Annotated in this window: 13 protein-coding genes; 6 read left to right on the plus strand and 7 right to left on the minus strand. The window is 61.0% G+C overall.

Translation table 11 applies throughout. The annotated features are described in order from the left end of the window. The first annotated feature begins 41 nt into the window (after nt 1–41). The 3 genes from queF to ACR3XE_RS13710 all read left to right on the plus strand — a co-directional run bounded on the left by queF (nt 42) and on the right by ACR3XE_RS13710 (nt 1,618). Complete coding sequence (gene queF, locus ACR3XE_RS13700; protein ID WP_473699657.1) at nt 42–512, plus strand: preQ(1) synthase; 471 nt, start codon at nt 42–44, stop codon at nt 510–512. A gap of 49 nt (nt 513–561) precedes the next feature. After that, nucleotides 562–972, plus strand: coding sequence for an acyl-CoA thioesterase (locus ACR3XE_RS13705; RefSeq protein ID WP_473699656.1), 411 nt, complete (start codon nt 562–564; stop codon nt 970–972). 175 nt (nt 973–1,147) lie between these two features. After that, nucleotides 1,148–1,618 (plus strand): hypothetical protein, encoded by a 471-nt coding sequence (locus tag ACR3XE_RS13710; RefSeq protein ID WP_473699655.1) that lies wholly within the window; start codon nt 1,148–1,150, stop codon nt 1,616–1,618. A 72-nt stretch (nt 1,619–1,690) separates the two neighbouring features. Here the strand turns inward: ACR3XE_RS13710 and ACR3XE_RS13715 are convergent, their stop codons facing one another. Then, a complete protein-coding gene (locus tag ACR3XE_RS13715) occupies nt 1,691–2,977 on the minus strand; it encodes a cytochrome P450 (protein WP_473699654.1) in 1,287 nt (428 codons plus the stop codon). 122 nt (nt 2,978–3,099) lie between these two features. Between ACR3XE_RS13715 and ACR3XE_RS13720 the strand changes: the two genes are divergently transcribed. Next, nucleotides 3,100–5,790 (plus strand): M1 family metallopeptidase, encoded by a 2,691-nt coding sequence (locus tag ACR3XE_RS13720; protein ID WP_486185808.1) that lies wholly within the window; start codon nt 3,100–3,102, stop codon nt 5,788–5,790. Between the two features lie 10 nt (nt 5,791–5,800). Here the strand turns inward: ACR3XE_RS13720 and ACR3XE_RS13725 are convergent, their stop codons facing one another. The 6 genes from ACR3XE_RS13725 to hflK form a co-directional block, all read right to left on the minus strand. After that, nucleotides 5,801–6,268, minus strand: coding sequence for a hypothetical protein (locus ACR3XE_RS13725; RefSeq protein ID WP_473699651.1), 468 nt, complete (start codon nt 6,266–6,268; stop codon nt 5,801–5,803). Nucleotides 6,269–6,302: 34 nt separating this feature from the next. Continuing rightward, nucleotides 6,303–7,910, minus strand: a complete 1,608-nt coding sequence (locus ACR3XE_RS13730) for a helicase HerA-like domain-containing protein (RefSeq protein WP_473699650.1) — start codon at nt 7,908–7,910, stop codon at nt 6,303–6,305. Between the two features lie 72 nt (nt 7,911–7,982). Then, on the minus strand, nt 7,983–8,351 hold the full coding sequence (locus tag ACR3XE_RS13735) for a VOC family protein (RefSeq protein WP_473700282.1): 369 nt from the start codon (nt 8,349–8,351) through the stop codon (nt 7,983–7,985). 106 nt (nt 8,352–8,457) lie between these two features. After that, on the minus strand, nt 8,458–9,957 hold the full coding sequence (locus ACR3XE_RS13740; protein ID WP_473699649.1) for a trypsin-like peptidase domain-containing protein: 1,500 nt from the start codon (nt 9,955–9,957) through the stop codon (nt 8,458–8,460). Nucleotides 9,958–10,094: 137 nt separating this feature from the next. After that, nucleotides 10,095–10,946 (minus strand): protease modulator HflC, encoded by an 852-nt coding sequence (gene hflC, locus ACR3XE_RS13745; protein WP_473699648.1) that lies wholly within the window; start codon nt 10,944–10,946, stop codon nt 10,095–10,097. Between the two features lies 1 nt (nt 10,947). After that, entirely contained in the window at nt 10,948–12,072 is a 1,125-nt protein-coding gene (gene hflK, locus ACR3XE_RS13750; protein WP_473699647.1) for an FtsH protease activity modulator HflK, read from the minus strand. Between the two features lie 116 nt (nt 12,073–12,188). Between hflK and ACR3XE_RS13755 the strand changes: the two genes are divergently transcribed. After that, nucleotides 12,189–13,184: an Mrp/NBP35 family ATP-binding protein gene (locus ACR3XE_RS13755; protein WP_473699646.1), complete on the plus strand. Its 996-nt coding sequence runs from the start codon at nt 12,189–12,191 to the stop codon at nt 13,182–13,184. A 1-nt stretch (nt 13,185) separates the two neighbouring features. After that, a complete protein-coding gene (locus tag ACR3XE_RS13760; RefSeq protein WP_473699645.1) occupies nt 13,186–13,608 on the plus strand; it encodes a CoA-binding protein in 423 nt (140 codons plus the stop codon). The last annotated feature ends 24 nt before the right edge of the window (nt 13,609–13,632 follow it).

Raw genomic sequence — 13,632 nt, forward strand, 5'->3', positions numbered from 1 at the left:
AGAGGAATGACATCAGCCGTGCGGCGGACTAGACGAAGTGCATGTCCGAATCCACCCGCCCCCCGCTTTCGCCGGTCCATCTGGGCCAAACAAGCGACCTGCCGACCTCTCCCGAGGCTGCGACGCTCGACTATGTTCCCAATCCGCGCGTCGGAGAGCTGTACCTCACCCGCTTTGCCGCGCCCGAGTTCACCTCGCTCTGTCCGGTGACCGGCCAGCCCGATTTCGCGCATCTGGTGATCGATTATGCGCCCGGCGATACCATCGTCGAATCAAAATCGCTCAAGCTTTTCCTCGGCAGTTTTCGCAATCACGCCGCGTTCCACGAGGATTGCACCGTCGGCATCGGGCGACGTTTGTTCGACGAAATGCAGCCGCAATGGCTGCGCATCGGCGGTTACTGGTATCCGCGCGGCGGCATCCCCATCGACGTTTTCTGGCAATCAAGCCCGCCACCCGCCGGTCTGTGGATCCCCGATCAGGGCGTCGCGCCCTATCGCGGACGGGGATAAATTCAGATTCATCTATGCGCAGCGACGTATTGACACTATTGTAAGCGATATGACCGCTTTTGCCCTTCCCCACGACCATGCCATCAAGGTTGGCGCCGACCAGATTGATTTCATGGGCCATGTGAACAACGCCCATTATCTCAGCTGGGTACAGGACGCCGTGTTGGCGCACTGGCGCAGCATCGCGCCGCCCGATGCGGTAGCCGAGCATCTGTGGGTCGCTCTGAAGCATGAGATTACCTATCGCCGCCCCGCCTTCCTCGACGACAAGGTGATCGCAACGGTCATTTTGGAAAAAGTGCAGGGCGCCCGCGCCTTTTACGAAACGATCATCAAGCGCGGCGAAGATGTGCTGGCCGAGGTCAAATCAAGCTGGTGCTGCATCGACGCCGAAACCCTCCGCCCCGCCCGTCTGGCGAGCGAAGTGGTGGCGCGATTCTTTCCGGGCGAGAAGGTTTAAGACGCGGCCTCGGCGCGGCCAACGTCAGGCTGCCCTATCGCATCACCCCCGTACTGATATCGCTTTTCGGCAAGGTTTCCGCGTGATCGAAGCGGACAACTGGTTTTCAACACTTCATCAACGATGCGGGTCTAGGGTCAGGACCTGCCATGGGCATGAAAGGAGTCGATTCTGCGTGCGACCTCATTATCCCCTGCCCCTTCATCACAGCTGGCCATTGGCCGACCGCACCCATCATTTCTCTCTGGAGTGGCTCGACGAGATCGGCGAATATCCGCTGCTTTCCTTGACGACCGGAACCGGCCCTGACCCAGAAGCATTGGCGCGCCACGGTGTCGGGTTATGGCAGTGCGACCTGACAGACAACCGTCTGAACTGGTCGCCAACCACCTATGACATCTTTGGCATAGCCCGCGATACCGAGGTTTCCCGATCATTGGCCGTGTCGCTCTATTGCGAGGAGTCGCGTGCGGCGATGGAGCGGCTGCGCGCGCACGCCATCACCCACCGGCGCGGCTTTACCGTTGACGTCGAGATTGCACCAAATCCGCGGCAACCACGCTGGGTGCGCCTGATCGCCGCACCGATCTGTGAGGGCGACGAGGTGGTGGCGATGCATGGATATAAATGCCGGATGCCCGGCTAGAAAAAGCTTAAGCCGGATGTCGGCAGGGATGCTGAACGACAGAACCAACCATCGCCTGCCTATCCGCGCTTCCTATGCCGCCTCAAACCGGATCGGCAGGCGTTTCAGCCCGCCGACGAACACCGATTCTACCCGCGCCGGTTCGCCGTCCAGCTCGACACGCTTCAAACGCGGCAGCAATTCTTCCAGCAATATTCGCATTTCCATCCGCGCCAGATGCTGGCCAAGGCAGACGTGCGCGCCGTGGCCAAAGGCGATTTGGGGATTTTTCGCGCGGTCGGGGTTGAAGGTGAAGGGGTCGTCGAAAACATCTTCGTCGCGATTGGCCGAAACATAGTTGAGCATCAGCCAGTCGCCCTTGGCGATTTTCTGGCCGCCGATGTCGACGTCTTCGCGCGCGCTGCGCATGAAATGTTGCACCGGCACCGACCAGCGTATCGTTTCCTCGATCAGCCCCGCCTTGTCGCTCGCGGCGTCGCGATAGCGCTCGAACAACGCCGGATTTTTTGCCAGCTCCATCAGCGTGCCCGCGGTCGAGGCGCTGGTTGTGTCATGTCCGGCGGTGGCGACGATCATATAATATCCCGACATTTCGCGGTCGGGAATCGGCGCGCCGTTGATTGTCGCATTGGCGATGATGGTGGCAATATCCTCGCGGGGTTGCACGCGACGCTCGGCGGTCAGCGCGGCAAAATATTGGGTGAAATCGGCGATGACATGGTCCAGCATCGCAATCGCCTGCTCGCTCGATGTAATCGCCTCGCGGCTGCGGTTGAGTTCGGGGTCGGTGGGGCCGAACAATTGCTGGGTGAGCATCAACATGCGCGGCTCGTCCTCGCGGGGCACACCCATAATATCCATGATGACGCGCAGCGGATAAAAGGCGGCGACATCGCGTGCAAAATCGCATGTTCCGTCCATCGCCAGCATCGTATCGACCGTTTCGCGGGCGATCTGCCGCACCCGATCTTCGACCATTTTCAGATTTTTGGGCATGAACCAGCTTTGCGTGAGCAGCCTGTATTTCATATGGTCGGGCGCATCCATCTGCACCAACGAACGGATGAGGTGGCCGTCGTTGTTCGGCGTCGCGGCGCGCGCCAGCGCCTCTCCCGCCCGGTCAGTGAGCACGGTCGGGCGGATGCCGCTGGCAAAGCGCGCCGGATCGCGGCTGATCGCCATGATGTCGGCGTGGCGGGTGACGAGCCAGAAAGGGTCGTGCGAGTCGGGACTGGCGACCGCAAGCGGCGCATGGGCGCGCGCCCAGCGAAACTGTTCGTGCAGCGGGTCCCATGCCGCATAGGCGGCGGGGTTGGTCACGGCATTCGCGATCTCGGCGGGCAGCGTGGTGTTTGTCATGGTGCAAGGCTGCCGCAATATGGGTCGTCTGTCGAGCGCGATAGGTCGCCTGTCGAAAAGGGACATTGCGCGGCCCCTATGCGGCGTTTAGCCAAAGCAAGAAAATATCCGGGGAAGATAATATGAAGACTTGCTGCCGTAACTTACTACTCACCACGCTGTCGCCGCTCGCCCTGATCGCCACGCCGGCATTGGCCCAAACCAGCGGCCCTGCTGCATCGGCGGTTGTCGCCGCCCCGCTCGCCGATAGCGTGCCCAGCCAGCTCCCCCGCAATGCCCGCCCGTCGCATTACGACATCAGCATCACCCCCGACGCCACGGCGCTGACCTTTGATGGCCACGCCGACATCGACCTCGACCTGTTCGCGGCATCGGACAATATCGTCCTGAACGCGGCCAATCTGAAAATCGCCAGCGCGACGCTGACCAAAGCCGATGGCACCACCGCCATCCCGATGACCGCAACGATGGATGCCGACGCGCAAACGGTCACTTTTACCGCGCCCGCCACTCTGGCACCGGGCGCTTATCATCTGACAACAGTCTATACCGGCATCATCAACACCCAGGCGAACGGCCTGTTCGCGCTAGATTATCAGGACAAGAAAACCGGCGACCCGCGTCGCGGGCTGTTCACCCAGTTCGAAGCCCCCGATGCGCGGCGTTTCGTCCCCAGCTTTGATGAGCCGAGCTATAAAGCCACATTCTCTTTGACCGCAACCGTTCCTGCCGATCAGCTTGCGGTCAGCAACATGCCAGTGGCCAGCGAAACGCCGGTCGAGGGCGGTAAGAAAAAGGTGGTGTTCCAGACCTCGCCGAAAATGTCGTCTTATCTGTTGTTCTTTGGTGTCGGCGATTTTGAACGACTGGCCGAAAAAAGCGAGAGCGGTGCCGAAGTCGGCATTGTCTCGCCCACCGGATCGGGCGAACAAGCGCGCTTTGCGCTCGATAGTCTGGGGCCGCTATTAACCTATTATGGCGATTATTTCGGTCAGCCTTATCCGTTGCCCAAGCTCGACAATATTGCCGGCCCCGGCCAGTCGCAATTTTTCGGCGCGATGGAAAATTGGGGCAGCATTTTCACTTTTGAACGCATCCTGCTCAACGACCCGGCAATTACCAGCGAAAGCACCCGACAAGCTATTTTCGTGGTTCAGGCGCATGAAACCGCACACCAGTGGTTCGGCGATCTGGTCACCATGGCGTGGTGGGACGATCTGTGGCTGAACGAGGGTTTCGCCAGCTGGATGGAGACCAAGGCGACCGATCATTTCCACCCCGACTGGCAGCCGATGCTGAACCGGGTTGCGGGACGCGAATATGCAATGAGCCTCGATGGCTATGCCACCACCCATCCCATCATCCAGAAAATCCGTACCGTCGAAGACACAAATCAGGCCTTTGACGCCATCACCTATCAAAAGGGTGAAGCAGTCATCACCATGCTCGAATCCTATGCCGGAGCCGATGTGTGGCGCGATGGCCTGCGCCGTTATTTCGCCGAGCATAAATATGGCAATTCGCGCACCGATGATCTGTGGAACGCAGTCGAAGCACAAGGCGCCAAAGGCCTGACCGCCATCGCGCATGATTATACCAATCAGGGCGGGGTTCCGCTGATCCGTGTCGGTGCAACCCAATGCAACGCCGGAACGACCAGCGTCGCGCTGACCCAGGGCGAGTTTTCGCGCGACCGCGCCGACAGCATCGACAGTCTGGGTCATCGCTGGCGCGTGCCGGTGCTCGGTCAGGCAGGCGATGGCAAAATCGCGCGACAGGTCATCAGCGGCGGCGCTGGTACGCTGACCCTGCCCGGCTGCGGACCCGTGCTGATCAATGCGGGGCAAGCAGGCTATTATCGCACCCTCTATACGCCCGCCGCGCTGACGGCGCTGCGCGACCGCTTTGGCACATTGGCAGCTATCGATCAGCTCGGTCTGCTCGGCGACAATTTCGCGCTGTCACAGGCGGGATATCAACCGATGGGGTCCGCGCTTGATCTGCTCGTCGCGACACCGTCCGACGCCAGCCCAAAAGTGCTGGGCGATGCAGCGGACAGATATGCCAGGCTGTATGATTTGTTCGACGATCAACCCAAGGTGCAGCAGCAGATTACGGCAATGGGCACAAAGGCGCTGGAGCCCGCGATGCAGCGATTGGGTTTCGAACCGCATGACGGCGAATCGGCGCTCGATACCGTGCTACGCTCCGACTTGTTAAAGGCGCTAGGCACGATGCGTGATCCGGCGGTCCTCGCCGAGGCCCAACGGCGCTTTGCGTTGCTCGACACCAACCCCGCCGCCCTCGACGGCCCGCTCAAGACGCGCTGGCTGGCGATCATCGCGGCGCACGCCAATCAGGCCGATTGGGACAAGCTGCGCAAGCTGGCGCAGACCGCCAAATCAACGGTTGAAAGCAGCGCATTTTATGGCCTGCTGGGTACAACGGTCGACAAGGGTCTGGCGCAACAAGCCCTCGACCTTGCGATCACCGATGAACCCGGCAAGACGGTCAGCGCGGCGATCATCAGTGCGGTCGCCCGCGGCCATGCCGATATGGCGTTCGATTTTGTGATGGCGCATCAAAAGGAAGTCGATGGACTGATCGACGCTTCGGCGCGCGCACGCTTCCCCAGCAAGCTGGCCCTGACATCCACCGATCCGGCGATGATCACCCGACTGGAAAAGATTTCCGCAGATATGCCCGCCGATGTCCGCAAATCCTATGCGCGCACAATTGCGGTCCTGAAAGAACGGGCGGTCAGCAGGCCACGGACCAAGTCCGAAGTCCAAGCTTGGCTCGCGGTCCGATAAGAAAATGAGTTCAGGCCGTCACGGCGCCACTGGCGTCGGGCGGCACCCTCGCATCGGGCATAGCGCTCTGCCATTCGGCTTGCGCGCGGCGGATCATCGCCTTTAACGCGCTGGCCTGATCGGCCCACGCAGCGGCGCATTCGGGCGTCCATGCCGCGCCCGCCGCCGCGCCCAGTTCGATCAACGCCATATCGATAAAGGCATCATATTCGGCCATCGGCAGCGCGCCATAATTGCGATGCGTGACCACCAGTTCGGCGACCAGCGGCCAGACCCAGCTTTCGCCGCTGGCCAGCCCGAACATGATCTGCAGCGTTTCATCGGTCATCCGCCGCGATGCTGCATCGACATTGATGAAAGCCGTGCGCCGGTCGGGAAAGGCGGCGAAGAAGCGATCAAACAGCCTATGGCGTATGTCGATACCCGCCTCGGCGACGGCCACCAGACTCGCCTCCATCAAGGCGGCGGCCTCAGTCATCCGGCGGACTTCATCTCCGAACGGCCTTGCGCCTTCACCGCATCAATCCGCCCATCAGGTTGCGCGCAAAGCGACCCAACCCGGGGATGCCGATGCTTTTGCCTAATTCGGTCGCCACCGTCCCGGCGGCGGCGCTGGCGGCTGACGCTTTGGGATTGGATCGGCTCTTTTTCCCCAAAATGGCGGCGGCGGCCAAAGACCCTGCCGACGACAGCACCGCACCGCTGACAGCTTTGCCGACCTTACCCCATAGACTTGTTGTCTTGCGTTCGCGCTTGCCCACCTCTTCCTTGCCTTTCTCCGCCACTTCTACGGCGGTTGCGGCGGCATCGGCGGCCTTTTGCGCGATGACCTCCTCGGCGCTTTCGCGGTCGACGCGGGTGTCATATTTGCCCTCGACCGGAGAGATGGATTTGATGATCGCGCGTTCTTTGGGGGTTAGCGGGCCGGCGCGCGAACAGGGCGGCTTGATCAGCGTGCGCTCGACTGGCGACGGCGCGCCATCGGGCATCAGCAGCGAAACGAGCGCTTCACCGACGCGCAATTCGGTAATCTCGCGCGCGACGTCGATCTTGGGATTGGGACGGAAGGTGTCGGCGGCGGCCTTGACCGCTTTTTGATCGCGCGGGGTAAAGGCGCGCAGCGCATGCTGGACGCGGTTGCCCAACTGTCCGGCCACATCTTCGGGAACGTCGATGGGGTTTTGGGTGACGAAATAGACGCCAATGCCCTTGGACCGGATCAGGCGAACGACCTGTTCGATCTTGTCGGTCAGCGCCTTGGGCGCGTCGTCGAACAGCAAATGCGCCTCGTCAAAGAAGAACACGAGCTTGGGTTTATCGGGGTCGCCTATTTCGGGCAGCGTTTCAAACATCTCGCTGAGCAGCCAGAGCAGGAAAGTGGCATAAAGCTGCGGGCTCGCCATCAATTTGTCGGCGGCGAGGATGTTGATATAGCCGCGCCCCTGATCGTCATTCTGGATCATGTCGTTGATTTCAAGCGCGGGCTCGCCGAAAAATTGCGCTCCGCCCTGTGTGTCGAGTGTCAGCAGCTGGCGCTGGATGGTGCCGATGCTCGCCTTGCTGACATTGCCATATTTGGTCGTCAGTTCGGCGGCATGTTCGGCGGTGAAGGACAGCATCGCCTGTAAATCTTCCAGATCGAGCAGCAACATGCCTTGTTCGTCGGCGAACCGGAACACGATGTTGAGCACGCCTTCCTGCGTCTCGTTAAGCCCCATCAGGCGTGCGAGAAGCAGCGGCCCCATTTCCGAAATTGTCGTGCGTACCGGATGTCCCTGTTCACCGAACAAGTCCCAAAAGATCACCGGATTGTCGCGATAGGCCCAATCCGTGTCGCCGATTTCGGCGGCACGGGCGGAAAAAATCTCGTGCAGCTTGCCGGTCGGACTGCCCGCCATAGCAAGGCCCGACAGATCGCCTTTGACGTCGGCGACGAATACCGGCACCCCTGCGGCAGAAAAGCCCTCGGCCAGATCCTGCAGCGTCACGGTCTTGCCGGTTCCGGTCGCCCCGGCGATAAGGCCGTGACGGTTGGCGCGTTTGAGCACGAGCGACTGGCGTGGTCCATCCTTCGCACCACCACCGCCCAAACCGATGTAAATCTCGCTTGCGTCACTCACCCTGTCATCCTTCGCATTTGGTTCTGATCTCAAGCGTCAGACCCTAAGGCGAAGGCGAGGGAAAGCAAGCAATCAGCCCATCACAAAGGCATTGAGTTTATTGCCGTCGAGGTCACGGAAATAACCGGCATAAAAACCGTCGCCACGCGGTCCCGGCGGACCTTCGCAGGTTCCGCCCTGCGTGATGGCAATGTCATAGAGCCGCTGGACCTGCGCCTGATCCTTCGCCGCCAAAGCCACCATCACACCATTGCCGACCGTCGCCTCTTTGCCGTCAAAGGGTTGAGTCAGCCCGATGCCGGGTGCGCCATCGGCCGCGCCCCACGCGATAAATGTGTCAAATTCCATCATTCGCCCGACGCCCAGTTCGGCGGCGATGGCATCATAAAAAACCGCGCCGCGCGCCAGATCTTTGGTTCCAAGAGTCACATAGCCGATCATCATCATTCTCCCGATTGTGCGGGAGAACATATGTCGAACATGGCTAGTGAGTCAAGCCGCTCGGGGCGCCGGACCCTATGGTCCGACGCCCGCTATTGGTCTGCAATCACTCCTTGATGCGGATCGCGATAAAGGCCGAAGGCGAACCGCGCCGGAGGATTTCCAGCAAGATGGCATCGCGGCCCGCCTTTTTGGCGTCGGCAACCACCTTGGCCAAAGCTTCGCTGCTGGTCACCGATACGCGATTGGCGCTGACAATCACATCACCGCGCCGCAAACCCTTGCGTCCGGCGTCGCTGCTCGAACCGACGGCGCCAATCACCAGACCCTTGGTATCCGTGTCGACCCCGATCGCACGAGAAATCTCCACAGTCAGGGGTTGAACCGACATGCCCAGCTCTGTCTGGACAGTTTGATCTGCCGTATTGGTCGGCTCGTCGGGCATCGTCTGCTTTTCTTCGGGGTCGAAACTCGCCTGTGCGAGCTCATCCTCGGGCGGACGTGTGCCAACGGTGGCGTTCAGCGACAGTTTCTTACCGTCGCGCACCACTTCAATCGGGATGCGTGTGCCGGGCGAAATATTGGCCACGATGTACGACAGCGACTGGTCGGGGCGCACTTCCTTGCCATTGACGTTGGTCACGACGTCACCGCGCTTCAATCCGGCCTTTTCTGCCGCCTGATCGGGCTCGACCCGCTGGACGAACTCACCGCGATCCTTGGGCAGGCCAAGCGCCGCAGCCAGATCTTCGTCAACCGGCGCAATGCCGATACCCAGATAGCCGCGCTTGATCGTTTCACCAGCCTTCAGCGCCTTGATCACCGGAATAGCGGCAACAGCGGGAATGGCAAAGTTGACGCCGATATTGGCACCAACGGGTGAGATCAGCATATTGTTGATACCGACAACATTGCCCTGCAAATCGAACAGCGGCCCGCCGCTGTTGCCGCGGTTGATCGCGGTGTCGGTCTGGATATAGCGGTCATAGGCGCCGCCGCTTCCGATATTGCGCTGCACCGCCGAGATGATGCCCGCGGTCACGGTCGAGCCGAGCCCAAGGGGATTGCCGATTGCCACCACCCAGTCACCAACGCGCGCGCGGCTGGTATCTTCGGCAAAATGAACAAAGGGCATGCCGGTCGCGTCAATCTTGAGCAGCGCCAGATCGGATGCGACATCGCGGCCGACGATCTTTGCCTTATATTCCTTGCGATTGGTCAGCGTCACCGTGACCTGATTCACTTGCTCGCCGCGCGGACCGCCGGTGATGACATGGTTGTTGGTGACAATATAGCCATCGGCAGAAATCAGAAATCCCGATCCGCCGCCCTGCTGTTCCTGCGTGATCGGCTCGCTGGTTCCGGCGAACGGATTGATGCGGCGGCCCAGCGTCACTTCCTGCTTGGTGGCGATATTGACCACGGCGGGCTGTAATTGCTCAACAAGGTCGGCGAAACTGTCGGGCGCGCCCGAGCGCGGAACGACCTTTGCGATCTCGCTGCGTTCATTCTGCGCCACCTGCGCGCCCAGCGGCGACTGGGTCGTCAGCGCAAGCGCGGTGCCGCCCACCAGCAAAGCCGAAGTAATGCCATAAACATAACGCACGATCGCAATTCCTCTTCTTACATGAAAATTCTAGTCCCCGGTGGCGGCTCTGTGCCGCGTGGCGGCTGAACGGAATTTGAACATGAACGCTGCTTGCACAACTTGTTCATCCGCCGCCCGACCGCCGCGTGGCTGACCTAGCCCCCCCGAAAGCGTTTCAGATAGGCATTGTCCGGCGACAATATGACCGATGTCTCACCCTTGTTGCCTTCGCCGAGGAACGTCTGGCGATAGCTTTGCATGGCGCGATAAAAGTCATAGAAATCGGGGTCCTTGCCAAAGCTGGCGGCGTAGATATTGGCGGCCTCACCATCGGCATCACCCCGAATGATCTGCGCTTCTTTCTGACCCTCGGCGCGGATCGCCGTCGCCTCTTGGCGGCGTGCGGTGCGCATCCGTTCAAAGGCCGAATCGAGCGGCGTGCCTTCGGGCAGGTCAGCGCGCTTGATCCGCACGTCGATGATCGTGGCGCCATATTTGCGGGCTTCGCGGTTGAGCGCGGTCTGGATATTCTCCATCACCTTGCCGCGCTCGGGGCTGAGCAGAGCAGCAAAGGGCCGCTTGCCCAGTTCGTTACGCAGCGACGACCCCAAAATGGTCCGCAGCTGGTCGGTCAACCGGTCCTCGGTGCGGATCGATGTGTACATACGCGCCGGATCAGTGATGCGAAAACGCGCATAGGCATCGACATTCAACCGATATTGGTCGGTCGAAAGCACCTGCTGACGCTCCATATTCACGCCCAGCACGCGCTTTTCGATGATCTGCACATTGTCGAGAAAGGGAACACGGGCGAGCAGCCCGGCACCCGATGCGCCAAATTGCTGGTTCGGTTTATACTGGTTCTTGATCCCGACAATTTCACCATAACGCAGGACGATGGCTTGCTTGTCCTCGGGCACGATGCTCAGCGTCGATGTCGCGATGACCAGCACCACGACCAAAGCGATCAGCAAACGGATCGGACGGTTTTTCAGATTATCCAACATATTATTGACCCTCCCCGCTTGGCGCCGAAGGCACAGTCACGGCCCGCTTCCTCAGTTCTGGCAGCGCCAGATAGGGCGTCACGCCAGGCGCCTCGACGATTGTCTTGTCGACATTCGATAGCACCGATTCCATCGTTTCATAATAAAGACGGCGTTTGGTGACCTCAGGGGCAAGCTTGTACTGCTCGTAAATCTTGTCGAACGCCGCCGTGTCGCCGCGCGCGCGTTCGAGCACTTGCCGTTCATAGGCGCGCGAATTGTTGATGTTCGATTCGCGTTCCTGCTGCGCCACGGTCACTTCCTTAAAGGCTTCGTTGACCTGCTGCGGCGGATCGGCCTGACGGATTGCAATGCCCTGAACGCTGATTCCCGACCGATATTGATCGAGCAGCACCTGCATCCGTTGCTGAACTTCGGCCTCGATGGCCGAACGACCGGGGCCGATGGCCTGCACCAGATCATAGTTGGCGACGGTCGCACGCATCGCGCTCTCGGCGACTTCACGCACCGTGCCTTCCTGATCCTTGATCTGGAACAGATAGAGTTCGGGGTCCTTGATCAGCCAACGCACTTCATAGGCCAGATCGATGATATTCTGATCGCGCGTCAGCACGAAATTTTCGTCATTGGCGCTCGGCGACCCGATGCCAAGAGTACGAATTTGCCGCACATCCTCCTGCTGGACACGCTCAATCGGCGCTGGCCAGGTAATTTTGAATCCGGGGTCAAGGGTGCGCGAATAGCTTCCGAGGCGGGTGACCACAGCCTCTTTTTCCGGTGGCACCACATGAAAGGATGAGCTGAAAATCCAGACCAGGACAAAAGCCCCGATGCCCCAGCCCCACAATTTTCCGCCAGCCGGAAGGCTGGGGCCGTCACCGCCGCCGCCCGAACCGCCGCCGCCAAAACCGCGGCCGCGCCGCAGCAGTTCGTCGAGCGCCGACGGGCCGCGTGGTTTGCGTCCGGTGCGGATATCAACCGGGTCGGGGCTGGTCCAGGGGTTGCGCGGGCCTGTGCCCTTGCCGCCATCCCCGCCGCCTTTGTCGCCGCCGCCCCACGGGCTGTTCGCCATCTGGCTGATCGAAGAGAAAAAACGCCGCAAGCCCCCCGGGCCACGATGCGTCATGCTATCGCTTTTTTTATTACTCATTCCTCATTTATAGGGGCGCTGGGCGCGATTAACAGGGGGTCCGGCACGAAAATGGGTGGCATATCTGTCGCGCGCTCTTATCTGCCGCTACTATGACCAATAAAAATCAAGCCAATATCGCCCAATTGACCAAGGCCGCCGCCGCGCTCAGCGATGGCCGCAGTTCGGGCCTGCGCCTGCTCGATGACGACGGAACGCTGGCGGTGGTGCTGGATGTCACGGGCATCGACGCCGCCGACCGCAGCCCGCTCGAAGAAAAATTGCGCGCCGGACTGCTCGCCGAAGCGGGGGTCAATCAGGTCCGCATCGCCATGACGGCGGAAAAGAAAAATATGACGATCATCGCCGTCGGCAGCGGCAAGGGCGGGGTCGGAAAATCGACCCTCGCCGCCAATCTGGCGGTCGCCCTGCACCGTCAGGGGCGCAAGGTCGGGCTGGTCGATGCCGATATTTACGGCCCGTCGCAACCGCGCCTGATGGACAGCGAAGGCACAAAGCCTGAAGCGCGCGGCTCGAAGCTCGTCCCCGTCCCCAACAAATGGGGTGTGCCGATGCTGTCGACCGGCCAGATCGCCCAGCCGGGACAAGCGATAGCCTGGCGTGGCCCGATGGCGGGCAAGGCGCTCGAACAACTGGTCGACGCATCGTGGGGCGATATCGACACACTGATCGTCGACCTGCCGCCCGGAACCGGCGACGTCCAGCTGACGATGATTCAACGACACAAACCGGCGGGTGCAGTCATCATATCGACCCCGCAGGATCTGGCGCTGATGGACGCCACGCGCGCCATCGGCCTGTTCGAACAGGCCGAGGTGCCGATTATCGGGCTGGTCGAGAATATGGCGGGCTATGCCTGTCCGCATTGCGGCGAGGTCAGCGATCCCTTTGGCAATGGAGGAGCCGAAGCGGCGGCAAAATCTATGGGCATCGCCTTTCTGGGCCGCATCCCGCTCGCCATTGATATTCGCACCTCCAGCGACGCCGGAATCCCTCCGGCGGCCGCTGACAAGGCGCTGAGCGAGCCCTTTCATGCCATCGCCGCCCGCATCGCGCGCTGGCTCGACAACCGCAAGCAAGGAGCCTGACATGGCGATCAATGACGAAGGCGAAATCCGCGAATTGCTGTGCCAGCCGCGCCGTATCGCGGTGGTCGGTGCCTCGCTCAACCCCAAACGCGCCTCAAACTATGTCCTGCTGTTCCTGAAAGAACAGGGGCATGATGTCATCGCGGTCAATCCGGGCCATGTCGGTAAAGACATCCACGGCGCGCACGTCGTCGCCAGTCTGTCCGACATCGAACCGCCGGTGCATCTGGTCGATATTTTTCGCAACAGCGATGATGCGGGGGGCGTCGTCGACGACGCCATCGCGCATGGTGCCAAAGCGGTGTGGATGCAGCTCGGCGTCATCAATCAGGCCGCCGCCGAAGCCGCCGACGCGGCAGGGCTGACCGTGGTCATGGACCGCTGCCCCAAGATCGAGATTCCGCGGCTCGGCTTGCTGCGCTGATCGTCGACGCGAAAGACCCCAAGC

Source organism: Sphingopyxis sp. 10G20-10 (assembly GCF_057365075.1).